This window comes from Vibrio pacinii DSM 19139 (assembly GCF_000711795.1).
Lineage (GTDB): Bacteria > Pseudomonadota > Gammaproteobacteria > Enterobacterales > Vibrionaceae > Vibrio > Vibrio pacinii.
In genome coordinates this window covers 55,828-72,416 of record NZ_JONH01000010.1, presented here as the reverse complement: position 1 = coordinate 72,416, position 16,589 = coordinate 55,828, and the positions used below count along the sequence as shown (strand labels likewise).

17 protein-coding genes are annotated in these 16,589 nt (G+C 45.9%); 13 read left to right on the top strand and 4 right to left on the bottom strand.

The window, feature by feature from the left end; genetic code table 11:
* Position 1: 1 nt before the first annotated feature.
* The 9 genes from BS19_RS06245 to dinB all read left to right on the top strand — a co-directional run bounded on the left by BS19_RS06245 (position 2) and on the right by dinB (position 7,590).
* Positions 2-1,246, top strand: coding sequence for an NADH:ubiquinone reductase (Na(+)-transporting) subunit B (locus BS19_RS06245; RefSeq protein ID WP_038174061.1), 1,245 nt, complete (start codon positions 2-4; stop codon positions 1,244-1,246).
* Positions 1,236-2,021, top strand: a complete 786-nt coding sequence (locus BS19_RS06240) for a Na(+)-translocating NADH-quinone reductase subunit C (RefSeq protein WP_038174060.1) — start codon at positions 1,236-1,238, stop codon at positions 2,019-2,021. Before BS19_RS06245 ends, BS19_RS06240 begins: the two co-directional genes overlap by 11 nt.
* Positions 2,021-2,653: an NADH:ubiquinone reductase (Na(+)-transporting) subunit D gene (locus BS19_RS06235; RefSeq protein WP_005380269.1), complete on the top strand. Its 633-nt coding sequence runs from the start codon at positions 2,021-2,023 to the stop codon at positions 2,651-2,653. Before BS19_RS06240 ends, BS19_RS06235 begins: the two co-directional genes overlap by 1 nt.
* A 7-nt stretch (positions 2,654-2,660) precedes the next feature.
* On the top strand, positions 2,661-3,257 hold the full coding sequence (nqrE, locus tag BS19_RS06230) for an NADH:ubiquinone reductase (Na(+)-transporting) subunit E (RefSeq protein WP_014232790.1): 597 nt from the start codon (positions 2,661-2,663) through the stop codon (positions 3,255-3,257).
* Between the two features lie 33 nt (positions 3,258-3,290).
* On the top strand, positions 3,291-4,514 hold the full coding sequence (gene nqrF, locus BS19_RS06225; RefSeq protein WP_038174058.1) for an NADH:ubiquinone reductase (Na(+)-transporting) subunit F: 1,224 nt from the start codon (positions 3,291-3,293) through the stop codon (positions 4,512-4,514).
* 248 nt (positions 4,515-4,762) lie between these two features.
* On the top strand, positions 4,763-5,764 hold the full coding sequence (locus BS19_RS06220) for an FAD:protein FMN transferase (RefSeq protein WP_038174055.1): 1,002 nt from the start codon (positions 4,763-4,765) through the stop codon (positions 5,762-5,764).
* 21 nt (positions 5,765-5,785) lie between these two features.
* The gene (gene nqrM / locus BS19_RS06215; protein WP_038174054.1) at positions 5,786-6,019 is read left to right on the top strand and encodes a (Na+)-NQR maturation NqrM; all 234 of its coding nucleotides are present in this window, start codon (positions 5,786-5,788) and stop codon (positions 6,017-6,019) included.
* 159 nt (positions 6,020-6,178) lie between these two features.
* Positions 6,179-6,412 (top strand): DUF2789 domain-containing protein, encoded by a 234-nt coding sequence (locus BS19_RS06210; protein WP_038174053.1) that lies wholly within the window; start codon positions 6,179-6,181, stop codon positions 6,410-6,412.
* 113 nt (positions 6,413-6,525) lie between these two features.
* Positions 6,526-7,590, top strand: a complete 1,065-nt coding sequence (dinB, locus tag BS19_RS06205; RefSeq protein ID WP_038174052.1) for a DNA polymerase IV — start codon at positions 6,526-6,528, stop codon at positions 7,588-7,590.
* Here the strand turns inward: dinB and BS19_RS06200 are convergent.
* Complete coding sequence (locus BS19_RS06200) at positions 7,587-9,527, bottom strand: RecQ family ATP-dependent DNA helicase (protein ID WP_038174051.1); 1,941 nt, start codon at positions 9,525-9,527, stop codon at positions 7,587-7,589. The two genes, dinB and BS19_RS06200, sit on opposite strands and share 4 nt — an antisense overlap.
* Before the next feature lie 79 nt (positions 9,528-9,606).
* Between BS19_RS06200 and BS19_RS06195 the strand changes: the two genes are divergently transcribed.
* The 4 genes from BS19_RS06195 (at position 9,607) to BS19_RS06180 (ending at position 14,034) form a co-directional block, all read left to right on the top strand.
* Entirely contained in the window at positions 9,607-10,083 is a 477-nt protein-coding gene (locus BS19_RS06195; RefSeq protein ID WP_038174050.1) for a GreA/GreB family elongation factor, read from the top strand.
* A gap of 53 nt (positions 10,084-10,136) precedes the next feature.
* Entirely contained in the window at positions 10,137-10,883 is a 747-nt protein-coding gene (locus BS19_RS06190) for a YggN family protein (RefSeq protein ID WP_038174287.1), read from the top strand.
* Positions 10,884-11,067: 184 nt separating this feature from the next.
* The gene (locus tag BS19_RS06185; protein ID WP_245609258.1) at positions 11,068-12,534 is read left to right on the top strand and encodes a sensor domain-containing diguanylate cyclase; all 1,467 of its coding nucleotides are present in this window, start codon (positions 11,068-11,070) and stop codon (positions 12,532-12,534) included.
* Between the two features lie 135 nt (positions 12,535-12,669).
* A complete protein-coding gene (locus tag BS19_RS06180; protein ID WP_038174047.1) occupies positions 12,670-14,034 on the top strand; it encodes a sodium-dependent transporter in 1,365 nt (454 codons plus the stop codon).
* Between the two features lie 50 nt (positions 14,035-14,084).
* Here BS19_RS06180 and BS19_RS06175 read toward each other — a convergent pair whose 3' ends face one another.
* Genes BS19_RS06175 through BS19_RS06165 form a run of 3 tightly spaced genes read right to left on the bottom strand, consistent with a single transcriptional unit; the run spans position 14,085 to position 16,481 of the window.
* Positions 14,085-15,176, bottom strand: a complete 1,092-nt coding sequence (locus tag BS19_RS06175; RefSeq protein WP_038174046.1) for a succinylglutamate desuccinylase/aspartoacylase family protein — start codon at positions 15,174-15,176, stop codon at positions 14,085-14,087.
* Positions 15,136-16,041 carry a 30S ribosomal protein S6--L-glutamate ligase gene (gene rimK, locus BS19_RS06170; protein WP_038174045.1) on the bottom strand — a complete coding sequence of 302 codons (906 nt, stop codon included), beginning with the start codon at positions 16,039-16,041 and terminating at the stop codon, positions 15,136-15,138. The genes BS19_RS06175 and rimK overlap by 41 nt, the downstream gene beginning before the upstream one ends.
* A complete protein-coding gene (locus tag BS19_RS06165) occupies positions 16,038-16,481 on the bottom strand; it encodes an ATP-dependent zinc protease family protein (RefSeq protein ID WP_038174044.1) in 444 nt (147 codons plus the stop codon). The genes rimK and BS19_RS06165 overlap by 4 nt, the downstream gene beginning before the upstream one ends.
* Between the last annotated feature and the right edge of the window lie 108 nt (positions 16,482-16,589).

Genomic DNA, 16,589 nt, shown 5'->3' with positions numbered 1-16,589 from the left:
CATGGCGCTTAAAAAGTTTCTTGAAGACATCGAGCATCACTTTGAACCTGGTGGCAAACACGAAAAGTGGTTTGCCCTGTACGAAGCAGCAGCAACGCTGTTCTACACGCCAGGTCTAGTGACAAAGAAAAGCTCACACGTTCGTGATAGTGTTGATTTAAAACGCATCATGATCATGGTTTGGTTCGCAGTATTCCCAGCAATGTTCTGGGGTATGTACAACGCGGGTGGCCAAGCTATCGCAGCACTCACCCACATGCATTCAGCTGACCAATTAGCAACGGTTGTTGCAGGTAATTGGCACTACTGGCTGACTGAAATGTTCGGCGGTACGATTGCTGCAGATGCGGGGGTCGGCAGTAAGCTATTACTTGGTGCGACTTACTTCCTGCCAATTTATGCAACGGTATTTATCGTTGGTGGCTTCTGGGAAGTACTGTTCTGTATGGTGCGTAAGCATGAAGTAAACGAAGGTTTCTTCGTTACTTCCATTCTGTTTGCACTGATTGTTCCACCGACTCTTCCTCTATGGCAAGCAGCACTAGGTATTACCTTTGGTGTGGTTGTTGCCAAAGAAATCTTTGGTGGTACTGGTCGTAACTTCCTTAACCCAGCTTTGGCTGGCCGTGCATTCCTATTCTTCGCATACCCAGCGCAAATCTCGGGTGATGTTGTTTGGACTGCAGCAGATGGCTTCTCTGGTGCAACTGCACTTAGTCAATGGGCTCAAGGTGGTAACGGCGCGCTAATGAACATGGTTTCTGGTGCTCCTATTACTTGGATGGACGCATTCATCGGTAATATCCCAGGTTCTATCGGTGAAGTATCAACGCTTGCTCTGATGATTGGCGCTGCGATGATCGTCTACATGAGAATCGCATCATGGCGCATCATTGCTGGTGTAATGATCGGTATGATCGTGACAGCAACGCTGTTCAATGTGGTCGGTTCAGATACCAACCCAATGTTCAACATGCCATGGCATTGGCACCTTGTTCTTGGTGGCTTTGCATTCGGTATGTTCTTTATGGCGACAGACCCTGTATCGGCTTCATTTACCAATAAAGGTAAGTGGTGGTACGGCGCGCTAATCGGCGCAATGTGTGTCTTGATTCGTGTAGTTAACCCAGCCTACCCAGAAGGTATGATGCTGGCGATTCTATTTGCGAACCTGTTTGCACCTCTGTTCGACCACATCGTCATCGAGAAGAACATCAAGCGGAGACTAGCACGCTATGGCAAGTAATAACGACAGCATTAAAAAGACGCTGGGTGTTGTTATCGGATTGAGCCTAGTATGTTCAATCATCGTATCAACAGCAGCAGTCGGTCTACGCGATAAGCAAAAAGCTAACGCGGTACTAGATAAACAATCTAAGATCGTCGAAGTGGCAGGCATTGAAGTGAAAGGTCAAAAAGTACCTGAGCTGTTTGCACAATACATCGAACCTCGACTGGTCGATCTCGAAACGGGTAGCTTTGTTGAAACAGCTGCCAATGGTTCGAGTGCGTCTGAGTTTGATCAGCGCGATGCGGCTAAAAAGGATAACCTTTCTATCGCTCTGCCTGCAGATGAAGACAAGGCTGACATTCGTCGTCGTGCAAACACTGCCGTTGTTTACCTAGTTAAAGATCAAGATGACGTTCAGAAAGTTATCTTACCTGTACATGGTAAAGGGCTTTGGTCAATGATGTACGCGTTTGTCGCGGTTGAAACCGACGGTAATACAGTGTCAGCGATCACTTACTACGAGCAAGGTGAAACACCAGGATTGGGTGGTGAAGTTGAAAACCCATCTTGGCGTGATCAGTTCGTGGGTAAAAAACTGTTTGATGACAACCATAAACCAGCAATCAAAGTGGTTAAAGGTGGTGCTCCAGCAGGCTCTGAACACGGTGTTGACGGCCTTTCAGGTGCGACACTAACTAGTAACGGTGTTCAAAACACATTTGACTTCTGGTTAGGTGACATGGGCTTTGGTCCATTCCTAGCAAAAGTTCGTGACGGAGGTCTGAACTAATGTCTAGTGCACAAAATGTTAAAAAGAGCATTCTAGCGCCAGTATTGGACAACAACCCAATCGCGCTACAAGTTCTTGGTGTATGTTCTGCGTTGGCAGTGACCACCAAACTAGAGACTGCGTTTGTTATGACGCTGGCAGTAACCTTTGTAACTGCTCTGTCTAACTTCTCGGTATCATTAATCCGTAACCACATTCCTAACAGCGTGCGTATCATCGTTCAGATGGCAATTATCGCATCACTAGTAATCGTGGTAGACCAAGTGCTAAAAGCCTACCTATACGATATCTCTAAGCAGCTATCGGTATTCGTCGGCCTAATCATCACTAACTGTATCGTTATGGGCCGCGCTGAAGCTTTCGCGATGAAGTCGGCACCAGTGCCTTCGTTAATTGATGGTATTGGTAACGGTCTTGGTTACGGTTTCGTTCTTATCACTGTTGGTTTCTTCCGTGAACTATTTGGTTCGGGCAAATTATTTGGCCTAGAAGTATTACCTCTAGTGAGCAATGGTGGTTGGTATCAGCCAAACGGCTTGATGCTACTTGCGCCATCTGCATTCTTCCTAATCGGCTTCTTAATCTGGGTAATCCGTATTCTGAAACCAGAACAAGTAGAAGCGAAGGAGTAAGGACGTCATGGAACATTACATTAGTCTGTTAGTTAAATCGATTTTCATCGAAAACATGGCTTTGTCTTTCTTCTTGGGTATGTGTACGTTTCTTGCCGTATCTAAGAAAGTAAAGACCTCTTTTGGTCTAGGTGTTGCAGTTGTGGTTGTTCTAACCATCGCCGTTCCAGTAAACAATTTAGTTTACAACCTAGTACTACGAGAAAATGCTTTAGTTGAAGGTGTCGATCTTAGCTTCCTAAACTTCATCACCTTCATCGGTGTAATCGCAGCACTTGTACAGATTCTAGAGATGGTTCTTGACCGTTTCTTCCCACCTCTGTACAACGCGCTAGGCATCTTCCTTCCGTTGATCACGGTAAACTGTGCAATCTTCGGTGGTGTATCTTTCATGGTACAGCGTGACTACAACTTTGCTGAATCGGTTGTTTACGGTTTCGGCTCAGGTGTGGGCTGGATGTTAGCAATCGTTGCTCTTGCAGGTATCCGTGAGAAGATGAAGTACTCTGACGTACCTCCGGGTCTACGTGGTCTAGGTATTACGTTTATCACGGTAGGTTTAATGGCGTTAGGCTTTATGTCTTTCTCTGGTGTTCAACTGTAAGTCGGGTAAACCGCAACAATAAAGGAATAGTCAATGGACATTATTCTTGGTGTCGTGATGTTTACTCTGATCGTACTGGCGCTAGTACTAGTGATTCTTTTCGCTAAGTCTAAGCTTGTACCAACAGGTGACATTACAATTTCTGTGAACGGTGACCCTGAACTGGCGATCGTTACACAACCAGGTGGTAAACTACTTAGCGCACTTGCTGGCGCGGGTGTATTTGTTTCTTCTGCCTGTGGTGGCGGTGGCTCTTGTGGTCAGTGTCGCGTAAAAATTAAATCAGGTGGTGGTGACATTCTACCGACCGAGCTTGACCATATTACTAAAGGTGAAGCGCGTGAAGGTGAGCGTCTAGCGTGTCAGGTTGCAATGAAAACTGACATGGATATCGAGCTTCCTGAAGAGATCTTTGGCGTTAAAAAGTGGGAATGTACCGTTATCTCTAACGATAACCAAGCGACATTCATCAAAGAGCTTAAGCTACAAATTCCTGATGGCGAAACCGTACCTTTCCGTGCCGGTGGTTACATCCAGATTGAAGCACCTGCTCACCATGTTAAATACGCTGACTTCGATGTACCTGAGGAGTACCGTGGAGATTGGGATAAATTCAATCTTTTCCGTTACGAGTCTAAGGTCAACGAAGAGACGATCCGTGCTTACTCTATGGCGAACTACCCAGAAGAAGAAGGCATTATTATGCTAAACGTGCGTATTGCTACGCCGCCGCCTAATAATCCTGACGTACCACCTGGTATCATGTCTTCATACATCTGGTCGCTGAAAGAAGGCGATAAGTGTACGATTTCTGGTCCATTTGGTGAGTTCTTCGCTAAAGATACAGACAACGAAATGGTCTTTGTTGGTGGTGGTGCTGGTATGGCGCCGATGCGTTCACACATCTTCGACCAACTAAAGCGTCTTAAGTCTCAACGTAAGATGTCTTTCTGGTACGGTGCACGTTCTAAGCGTGAAATGTTCTATGTAGAAGATTTCGACGGCCTACAAGCAGAAAACGACAACTTCGTTTGGCACTGTGCTCTGTCTGATCCAATGCCAGAAGATAACTGGGATGGTTACACCGGTTTCATCCACAACGTATTGTACGAAAACTACCTGAAGGACCATGAAGCGCCTGAAGATTGTGAATACTACATGTGTGGTCCACCGATGATGAATGCTGCCGTTATTGGTATGCTCAAAGATCTTGGTGTAGAAGACGAAAACATCCTACTGGATGACTTCGGCGGCTAAACTTCAGTGTATTTGAAGCTGTAGCGTCGTTGGCTTCATAAACCCAACCTAATTGCATAGAAGATCTATGCTCATAGGCTTGGGTTTATTTGCCGCCTTGCTACAACTCCAACTACTTGAAATTGCATATATAAGATGGCTGACTGCTTATTAGTCAGCCATTGTTTTTTCTAAGAATGGTAATAGTCGATGCGTTCGATACAGACGTATGCGCTATTCCCGTTCCTCAAATTACAGGAGTCTAACAAGTGAAAAAGTGGCTTGTTGCATTTGCTTCTTTATTGGTTCTAGCCGGTTGTGAAAAACCGATTGAACAAATCCACCTAAGCGGCCCAACGATGGGCACGACTTACAACATCAAATATATTACCGCACAGGGACAGCCCTCTGCGGAGCTGCTGCAAGAAGAGATCGATCGTCTTCTCGAACAAGTGAACGATCAGATGTCGACTTATCGTAAAGATTCAGAACTGAGCCTGTTTAATCAAAGTGATGCTTCGGCTGCGTTTGAAGTGTCGCCGCAAACCGCCACCGTCGTGAAAGAAGCGCTGCGTTTAAACGGTCTGACTTTAGGTGCTTTAGATGTGACGGTAGGCCCACTAGTTAACTTGTGGGGCTTTGGACCCGAAGGGCGTCCAGAGATCGTTCCAACTGACGCCGAACTAAGTGAGCGTCGAGCGATAACGGGTATTCATCACCTAACGGTTGAAGGCAACATGTTACGTAAAGACATTCCAAATCTTTACGTCGATCTTTCAACGATCGCCAAAGGCTGGGGTGTTGATGTAGTCGCTGATTACATTCAGTCGCAAGGTATCCTAAACTATATGGTAGAGGTTGGAGGCGAGATGCGCCTCAAAGGCGTCAATCGTGAGGGTGTTGCTTGGCGTATAGCGATTGAAAAGCCTTCGGTTGAAGAACGAGCGATTCAAGAAATTATTGAGCCTGGCGACATGGCCATTGCGACTTCTGGTGACTACCGTAACTATTTCGAGCATGATGGTGTGCGTTATTCTCACATCATTGACCCTAAAACAGGCAAGCCAATTAACAACAAAGTGGTGTCTGTGACCGTTTTGGATAAGTCTTCAATGACAGCGGATGGGCTTGCAACCGGCTTGATGGTGTTGGGTGACGTTCAAGGAATGAAGGTAGCCGAAGAGAACAATATCCCAGTGTTGATGATCGTCAAAACCGACGATGGATATCAAGAGCTTGCGTCGTCGGCGTATCAGCGATACATGAATTAATTAAATCTGAGTGAGCCTATTATGAGTACATTTCTGATTACGTTTGGTGTATTTATGGCAGTGATTGCAGCAATGTCAATCGGCTATATCATCCAGAAAAAAGTAGTAAAAGGCAGTTGTGGCGGCTTAGGTGCCGTTGGCATCGAAAAGGTCTGTAACTGCCCAGAACCTTGTGACGCACGTAAAAAGCGTGAAGCACGCGAAGCTGCGCGAGCAGAAAAGCTCGCAGCTTGGGAAAAAGACAGAATTGCTTAATAGTCTGTTTTTGTTAAGTTGATTTTCTATAACCCGGCAGTGTCCGGGTTATTTTTTAACGGTAGTTTATAAAGGAATCCTGAAACAACACGATGGCTTTAATGATAATGAGTTGAGGTCAGCTATACTCATCATCATAAGTACATTCTTGGAGGTAGCATGGAGTTATATCAACACGATATGTCTCAGTTGTTTAAACAACTTGGACTGGGAAGTTCAGACAAAGAGATTAAGCAGTTTGTTGCGCAAAACCGACAGCGTCGAGATACTGAATTACTGCATGAGGCAAGCTTCTGGAGTAAGTCTCAAGCGGCATTTCTTAAGCAGGCGATAGAAGAAGATGCCGATTGGGCAGAAACTGTCGATCAGTTGGATGTGATGCTGCGAGACTAAAAAGCAAAGTGGCTCGATAGCCAGTTGGTAATTTTTGATGGTTTATATCGGTTTCCAGAGGCCGATATATTACTTATACTGTATTTTTAACCAGTACCCTGGTAATTAAATGCATGTCAGAGCGTATAAATAAAATCATTCACGTTGATATGGACTGCTTTTACGCTGCGGTTGAAATGCGTGATAACCCAAACTACCGCGATCGACCACTGGCTGTCGGTGGACACGAAAAGCAACGTGGGGTACTGAGTACCTGCAACTATCAAGCACGTCAGTATGGAATTCGTAGTGCGATGCCAACCGCTCGGGCGCTGCAACTTTGCCCCCAGTTACTTGTTGTCCCCGGACGTATGCAGGTTTATCAGCAGGTGTCTAAACAGATTCGTGAGATATTTTCACGTTACACTGAGCTGATTGAGCCGCTGTCGCTTGATGAAGCATACCTTGATGTCACCGATGCAACTCAATGCCAAGGGTCAGCAACCTTGATTGCTGAAGCCATTCGACGTGATATATTTAATGAGTTGCAATTGACCGCTTCAGCGGGTGTTGCACCCGTCAAGTTTCTCGCCAAAGTGGCGTCAGATATGAACAAGCCCAATGGCCAGTATGTGATCCCACCAGAGCGTGTTCAGCAAGAGGTCGATAAGCTAGCGTTAGAAAAAATACCCGGTGTAGGTAAAGTCAGTTTAGAGAAGCTTCATCAAGCTGGGTTTTATGTCTGCGCCGATATCAAGCGGAGTGATTACCGTGACCTTTTACTCCAGTTTGGCCGTTTGGGCGCCTCTCTGTGGAACAAAAGTCATGGCATTGATCATCGACCAGTAGTGGTTGAAAGAGAGCGTAAGTCCGTCGGCGTTGAGCGAACATTCAGTCACAACATTTTCACGTACGATCAATGTTGGCAAGTGATCGAGAGTAAGCTTTACCCTGAACTGGAACGACGCTTGAGCAAATCTTCACCCGATAAAGCAATCATTAAGCAGGGAATTAAGGTCAAATTTGCTGACTTCCAACAGACCACGATTGAGCATATCCATCCTTGTCTTGAGTTGGAAGATTTCAAACAGCTACTGCATGATGTATTAAAGCGTCAGCAAGGACGTGAGATTCGATTACTTGGCTTGAGTGTGATGCTCAAGCCAGAAGAACTCGCCAAACAGCTTAGTTTCTTTTAACTAACTTGGTGTTGTTCAAGCCAATCTGTGACCTGAGCAAAAGGTGTTCTTTCAAGTTTGCCAAAGCCGCTCAAACTGCGCGCTTTGAGTTTGCCAAGTATCGGCGTCGCAATGCCACACAAAAATTTAGCTTGTAAAGCTCTAGAAAGCGGCTGCTGAGCCCGTTGCTGTAACTCATTAAGCCAAGCTTGTATTTGCGCGTCAGTCGCATCTGGTGCAACGGATTGAGGCAGGGTGGCGACCTCACCACGACAGACACTGCAATGGCCGCATAGTTTTGGTGCTTGTGTATCACCAAAGTAACTCGCCAACTTAAAACTCAGACACTGGTCAGATTCAAACAGCGCTAATAGGTTGTCGATACGTTCAATATCGCTGCGTTCTTTCTCATCAAACAGAGCCCATAACTGTTGAGTTAACCGCTCGACAGACTGATCACTTGGATTAACTTGATACACTTCAGTCATGAGCTTACTTTCGAGCTCTATCCAACCCTTTTCATTGAAATAATCGAGTGCGGCGATGGCGCGTTGTCTTTCACCAGAAAAATGTTGCCAAAGCGCATCAAAATCGACCTGACACCAGACTTTAGCTTGAGTTGAGCAATCAAAAAGAGCGCGCACAAAATCACTACGTTGAGGATCAAACTGTTCGATAATGAATGATTTATTTTGAATAAACTTAAATCGATAGTCGGCAAAGTAGCTGTACTTGGCGGCAATCAAAGCGAACATTTCCATATAAACCAACAGAGTTTTCAGTGGCAGTTGGCGGATATTGGTTTCGCTTGAAAGACGAGATATCACCACTTCCCATTGGGGGGCATTAGACTGCGCTTGCTCGATGACTGCTGCAATTTCATTGGGTTCTGGTGTGTCGCCATAAACAAAGTTTTGCAACGTGCAGATGCCACTTTTGTTACCGAGCAAGATGCATTGCGAAGGTTGGCCATCACGACCAGCGCGACCAATCTCTTGAGCATAGTTTTCAATAGATTTGGGTAAGTCGTAATGAATGACACGACGAATATCGGCTTTATCCACCCCCATACCAAATGCAATGGTAGCGACGATAGTATCAATGTCGCCACGCATGAACTGCTCTTGGATGCGTTGGCGAATATCAGAATCAAGCCCCGCATGGTAAGCCTGAGCGTTAATTCCCGCTTCGCGTAGCATGTTTGCCAATGACTCGGTACTGTTTTGCAAAGTGACGTAGACGATAGAGGGCTGAGTTGCGCCAGGAGATAAGGCATTCAGTAAAGCCTCATTCTTCTCCTCGTCGCGACAGGGAATAACACTCAAATCTAAATTGGCACGATAAAAACCAGTTGTGACGACATCTTGATCGGCGATGGAGAATTTGTTGCGCATATCATCGATCACGGCATTGGTCGCGGTCGCCGTCAGCAACAAACATTGAGGGATTGCGAATTCTTGTTGATAGTGAGGAAGTTTAAGGTAGTCAGGGCGAAAGTTGTGTCCCCACTCTGAAATACAGTGCGCTTCATCGACCACTAACAATGAAATCGGAATTTGCTTAATAAATTGACGAAATCGCTCATTCTTAAGCCGTTCGACCGAGATCATTAAGATCTTCAATTCACCGTTACGGGCTTGATTCATCACCGATTGGGTTTGTTCTCGAGTTTGGCTCGAATCAATCGAGGCAGCGCATATATTATGGCGTTGAAGAAAAGCCAATTGATCTTTCATCAAGGCCAATAAGGGTGAAATCACTAACGTAAGATGGGGAAGCATCAGTGCAGGTAATTGATAGCAGAGTGATTTCCCAGAACCAGTAGGAAAAATTGCTGCACTTGATCGACCCGCTAAAATGGTTTCAATCGCTTGTTGCTGGCCAGGACGAAGGTGGTCAAAACCAAAGGTGTGCTTAAGCGTGTGTTCGATCTGTTGTGTGATAGATACGTCACCCATAGCTATTTATTCCTACTGTTTTTATTCACTATTGGCAGGTATTCTAAAGACAATTTCTGCGTTGGAATATGATTTTAGTATGAATAAGTTGGAACTGCGTCAGACAATCTTAACCTTGTTACAACAGAAGTTGCATGTTGCTCAGCGTTCTGCCCAACGCGCGTTAGAATCGGCAACGGATGAAGAGACGGTCCCAGAGCATAAATACGATACGTTAGCGCTTGAGGCATCTTATCTCGCCCATGGACAAGCGATGCGAGTCCAAGAGTGCGAGCAGGAGATTGCACTTATCACGCAATTACCACTGTGTGACTCACCACAACAAGTAACATTAGGTTGTGCGGTATTGCTGTTAGATAGTCAAGACCATCGCCGCTGGTTTTTTACCTCGCCTTGTTCGGGTGGGATGAAAGTGTGGTTCGACAATCAAGATGTGAGGTTAGTTACCTTTGAGTCACCACTCGGAAAGGTATTAAAATCGAAACAGATTGGTGATGAAATTCACTATCACATTGCTGGCAGTGATTATTGCTATGAAATTGAAACCATTTTCTGACAATGGCTAATGTGCAGCTGATAAGCTATGGGTTGCAAAAAAAGGGTAGGATGATGAAAAAGAAATTAGTGACGTTACCACTACTATTGGTGTCCAGTCAGGTGTTTGCCGCTCAATGCAACATTGATTTGAAAAATGAAATTCACCTTAATGAACAACGGTTGGAAATCCAGCAGGCTGGAGGAGAAACGGCCGTTGTTGATAGTGATAATACTTTAACTATCCATGGTGAGCGCATTGAGCTTAATAGCGATCAGCAACAAGCGATCGCCCAGTATCGTGACAGTCTCAACGAGTATCTTCCTCGGGCGAAACAGATGGCACAAGAGGGCTTGGCGCTTGCGAATGATATCGTTGACGATGTAGCGCAAAGCTTTGATGCGCCAGAGGCCTTTGAAAGCGTCAAGCAATCTATGCAACAGTTTTATGCTGAGATTGAGTCGCGCTATTACAAAGAAGGCGATCTTATCCTTCCGGCCGATAGCTTTGATACATTAACCGATAGCTGGGCTCAAGATTTCGATAAAGCTAAAGCGTTATTTAACGAAGAGTTTATTAGTAGTGCGTTTGATGCAATGTCTGAAAAGATGAAAGCAGAAGGCGGTTTGAACTTGACTGAAATGGCCAATGCGATGAGTGAGTTGAAGCAACGAATATCCGAGCGCTTGGCGGAGCACGTCCAGCAAGTAGAAGAGCAAAGCGCAGAGTTTTGTGATTCATTGGATCAATTGGCGGATCAAGAGCAGCAACTGCATCAAAAAGTGCCTCAGTTGAAGTATTATCAGATTTTTACAATCTAAGATTACCGCGGCTGAGACCCGCTTGATTGTTGAGTTTTTCGAACTAAAGGGCGCATAACGCGCTCTTTATCTAGACAACTAATTCTTGATTGTGTTTAATTCGTGCTCAATTAGATGGCTACCTTGTTAAATGTATATATCTCACCTCTCCCTAAAACACCTTAGCATTCTAGCCTCACTGTTCATGGCCAGTGTGTTTGTCTGTGGTTACCTGTTATTTCATTACTTTTGGTTACACGATGCCGAGGTCGATAAGGCGCTCGCGCACCAACAAGAAGAAGTGCAACGGGTTAAAACGGTGCTTGATCTAGAAAAGTCTGAACTGGCGAGTGTCTTGATGGATTATGCCGCCTGGGATGACGTCGGTGATTTTATTCGCGACCAAAACGAATCGTTTTTGCAAGATAGCCTTAATGCACACACCTTTGTTTCCAACCAACTCAGTGGGGTGTTTATTTTTGATCCCCAAGTCTCTTTAGTCTGGGGGCAGTTGTACGACTACACAACACGTAAAACTCTCCCATATGATGATATACGTTATAAGTTTGGCCCACTGTTAGTTGACAGTTTACGTGCTCGGACTGATTTCATTACCCCTCATGTCAAGTTTATGGTGATCAACGGTCAACCTGCTTTAGTCGCGACCAGTCGAGTCTGTAATAGTGAAGGGTACAACTGTACCCAAGGTTACATGATGTTCATCAAAACCATAGGCACCGATGTGATTGCTACTTTGCAACAGGCAACTGGCCTTAACGTCGATGTGATCGCGAAACCGAGCAACCTCACCTCAAATCGCGCTTTGCAACCTAATGTCAGCGTATTGGAAAAACTCGATTTTCAGAATAAACCGACGGTTTGTATCATTATTCAACATGCGATAAAACTGCCCCCTTTTATCACCTGGAGTGAGTTTTCTGCGGTACTTGCTTTTGCAGTGTTCATGTTTGTGTTTAATTTGGCGGTGGCGCATTTAATGATTCAACCCTTGAAGCGGGCACGCAAAGCACTTGAGTCTACTCATCAATATGGTGCCTCAGTCGGGGCTGAGCAGCATTTTATCTCGTTTGAGGTCCGTGACTTTGTTATGCGTATCAATGATGTTCTGCGCCAGCTAGAGAGCAATCAGCGTGAACTAGAGTGGCTAGCTGAGCATGATTCCCTGACTTCTGTTGGCAACCGTCGTAGTTTGCACAAGCATTGGCAAAAGCTACTGGAACAGGCGGATCACGGTTATGCTTGCGTGATATTGGTCGATATTGATTACTTTAAACCCTATAACGATCACTATGGTCATATTGAAGGGGATGAGGTGTTGCGCAAGGTGGCGAAGCAACTAAAACAAGCACCCAGTGAATGCGATAAGTTTGTCGCTCGCTTTGGCGGTGAGGAATTCTGTGTGGTGTTGCGTTCTAACAAGCCGATTGACGTATATCATGAAGGTGAGCAACTGCGCCACGCCATAGTGAAAATGCAGTTAGCCCACGAGCATTCGCCCATTAGCGACTACATTACTATCTCGGTTGGTGTTGCTGATATGGGGGACGAAACCCTTGTCGCGCAGCAAGATATTCTGCTAGTGGCCGATAGAGCACTGTATCGAGCGAAATCGCTTGGCCGCAATCGAGTTGAGGTTAGCGATGAGCAGTAGTGTCATAAAATATTTACAAGTCATTTAAGCTAAACTTTAGCCAACTAGGCTGCAGAATTCACTAGGTTTATTGTTATCGACAACATTTTACTTTAATGTACTAGCTAACTAGTTTGTAAGTGCGATTGAAGTAGTATGACACAGAGTGACAATGCTCAAACACGTGAACATTTTGGCTCACGTCTTGGATTTATATTAGCGGCAGCGGGAGCTGCGGTTGGTTTAGGCAATATTTGGGGCTTTCCAACTCAGGCGGCGAGCAATGGTGGTGGGGCATTTTTGCTTGTCTACCTACTGATGATTCTCATTGTCGCCTTTCCAATGCTGGTGGTGGAAATGGCCATCGGTCGTCATGGGCAGGCAAACCCAGTTGATAGTATGCGCTCACTTACCAACAACCCTATTGGCAAAAAATTAGGTGCAGCGGTAGGTTGGGTTGGTCTTAGTGTGCCCAGTGCGGTTCTGGCGTTTTATAGCATTGTCGGTGGCTGGCTAATATGCTTCTTGTTTGGCGCTGTGACTGATGTACTGGGAATGGAAGCGGCCACTGTTTGGTTTAAAGGCTTTAGCGTTGAGCGCAACTTATTCGGTACGGTAATCTTTTATGTGCTCACGATCTTAATTGTTCAAGGTGGGGTTAAACAAGGGATCGAGAAATGGTCGACACGTTTGATGCCAGCTCTGTTTGTATTGTTTGCGCTATTGTTTGTTTACATCATGACGCAGAATGGTGCGATGGAGGGGCTAAAGCATTATTTGATCCCCGACTTTACGAAAGTCATGGATCGTAAGCTAATCTTAGCAGCCATGGGCCAAGGCTTTTTCTCGTTGACGATCGGCGGCTGTTCGATGCTGATCTACGGCTCTTATCTCAGTAAAAAAGAGAATTTGCCAAAAATGGCGATGAATGTCACCTTGGTGGATACCGCGGTGGCCTTTATTGCCGGCTTAGTGGTGATGCCTGCGATGTTTGTGGCAATGCAAAGTGGCGTCGAGATCTATGCGCAAGACGGCTCACTTTTGAGCTCAGATACGTTAGTGTTTACCGTTCTACCTTTGATGTTTGATAGCTTAGGCTTATTAGGGCAGTTGTTTGCGATCGTGTTCTTCTTGTTGTTAACGATTGCCGCATTGACCTCTTCTATCTCGATGTTGGAGTGTCCAGTGGCATTAGTCAGTGAACGCTTTGAGACCAAACGTAGCATCACAAGCTGGGTGCTTGGCGCTATCATTGCCTTGTTTAGCATCGTCATTGTTTATAATTTTTCTGCGCTGTTTGGCTTAGTGGCGATGGTCGCTACTCAGTATTTACAACCGCTCGCGGCGCTACTGTTTTGTCTGTTTGGTGGTTGGGTGTGGAGCCGTCAAGCCAAAGTCAAAGAACTTGAGCAAGGCTGCCCGGAATTTTCTCAGGGCTGGTTTGGCAAGCTATGGCCTGTTTATGTCAAGTTTGTCTGCCCGATGTTAGTGGCAACCGTCATTTGGGCCTCGTTTGGTTAATTAAGCGCCCCAATAACGATTAAGCCCGCGATAAGCGGGCTTAATATGATTTATGACGGGGTATTAATTTGGCCGGTTGTGAGTGGCTCAAGATCGGCATCAGAAACTTCACCGATAAAATCTTCAACTACTTGTTCTACCTCTTGGTCGTCTTGTTCAAAATACGCCAAGTGGAAAATGGCGTCTCCTTCGTTGACCAAGGGGAGTGTCTGTTGCCCGATGACAATCCCGCCCTTACGTGCTTTAAGCTCAATTTCACTGTGTCCTAATGGGGCGCTAATATAGGCCAACACCTGACCGCGTGTTACTTTTTCGCCAAGGGTAACGACGGTACGCAAAATGCCGTTACTTTCGGCACGTAACCAACTGGTTGATTTGGCTATCACCGAAGTGGGCAGACGCTTACGGCTTTTGCGTAACATGCCAATCGCCTGCATAACGCGTTTGACACCTAAATAGCCAGCATTGATACAGATGGGCTCAAAGCGTAATGCTTCGCCTGCTTCATACGTCAGCACTGGTATATTGAGACGTTCAGCTTCGCTCCGTAGTGAGCCCTCTCTTAATGGCGAGTCAATCACCACGGGCGTTGCGAAAGCCTGAGCAATTCGCAGCGTTTCTGGATTACTTAAATCGGCACGAACTTGAGGCAAGTTGGTGCGATGAATCGCTCCCGTATGCAGGTCGATAATGTAATCACACCGTTTAGCAACCTGAGAGAAAAAAGTGTGCGCCATGCGTGAAGCAAGCGATCCTTTGTCACTGCCAGGGAAACAACGATTGAGATCTCGTCTGTCTGGGAGATAGCGAGATTTGTGAATAAAGCCAAATACGTTGACGATTGGCACGGCGATCAAGGTGCCTTTGAGCTTGCTGGGGTCAATGGTGTCGATCATTTGGCGTACGATTTCTACCCCGTTGAGTTCGTCACCATGGATGGCCGCGTTGATCATAAGGACCGGACCCGCTTGGTGACCATTAATGATTTCGACAGGGATAGAGAGCGGTGAGTGCGTATAGAGCCTAGCCGCCTCTAACTCAATGACCTTTCTTTCTCCCGGCGAGACAAACTCGCCGAGAAATTCAAATGCGCTATTTTTCTTAGCCTTTGCCACGAGTTTTGGTCCTTTTGCTTGCCGCATTCTTCTCGATGAACTCAATAATCATTCCCGCGATATTTTTACCAGTAGCAGCCTCGATACCTTCAAGACCAGGAGATGAGTTCACTTCCATGACTAATGGGCCGCGCGCAGAACGCAGTAGATCGACACCTGCGACGTTCAAGCCCATAATTTTGGCTGCCGCTGCCGCAGTGCGACGTTCTTCTGGGGTGATTTTTACCAAAGAGGCGCTACCACCACGGTGCAAGTTTGAGCGGAATTCACCTTCTGCCCCTTGACGTTTCATTGCCGCTATCACCTTGTCGCCAATGACAAAGCAACGAATATCCGCACCGCCAGCTTCCTTGATGTATTCCTGAACCATAATGTTAGCTTTAAGACCCATAAAGGCCTCGACAACACTTTCAGCGGCTTTGCGTGTTTCTGCAAGGACAACACCAATACCTTGAGTACCTTCAAGAAGTTTGATTACCACAGGCGCGCCACCAACCATATCGAGCAGGTCTTTGACGTCATCGGGCTTGCTGGCAAAACCGGTGATCGGCATACCGACCCCTTTTCGTGATAGCAACTGCATTGAACGTAACTTGTCACGTGAGCGTGTAATTGCCACCGACTCATTGACTGGGTAAACGCCCATCATTTCAAACTGGCGTAATACAGCCGTGCCGTAAAAGGTAACGGAAGCCCCGATACGAGGAATGACTGCATCAAAGCCAGATAGCTCTTCACCTTTAAAGTGAATCTCAGGTTTATCTGAGTTGATGTTCATGTAGCATCGTAGTGCGTCGATTACTTTCACTTCATGACCGCGTTCTTTCGCCGCTTCAATCAAGCGCTTGGTTGAGTAGAGCTTGGAGTTGCGTGACAGAATACCAATTTTCATGACTTGTTTTCCTCGAAAGGGATTAAAAATGATTCAACAGGATCGACCATGATGCGGTGATGCATCGAAGTGCGTCCTAACAGCATACGAAAGGCCATATTTTCGCGGTTTGTCAGCGTGATCTCAATTGGCCAACTTTGACCTCCGATCGAAAACATCGATGTGATCACATAACGTGATTCTTCGTGACCACCAGAGTCGCGAACAATACGCTCGTCAATCACTGCAGCCTCACATACCACTTCTACTTCGGTGTCGTGCTGATTTGGGTGGAGCCAAAAGCGTACCCACAAGGCATGGTCTTTATCAAATGTTTCTACCTTGAAAGCATGCAAACATGAAGTTCTGGCCCCAGTATCAATTTTTGCATTAATTTTATGAATGCCAAGTTCTGGCAAGCTAACGGTTTCACGCCAGCCAACGACGATTTTTTCTTTCATCACAGTAACAATTTCAGTTTGGGAAGTTGGAAGAAGTACTAAGAGACTATAGCACTCTTTACAGTAAGCAATTGGAATACACCGCACACTAGTCTTGAAGAGGAGAAG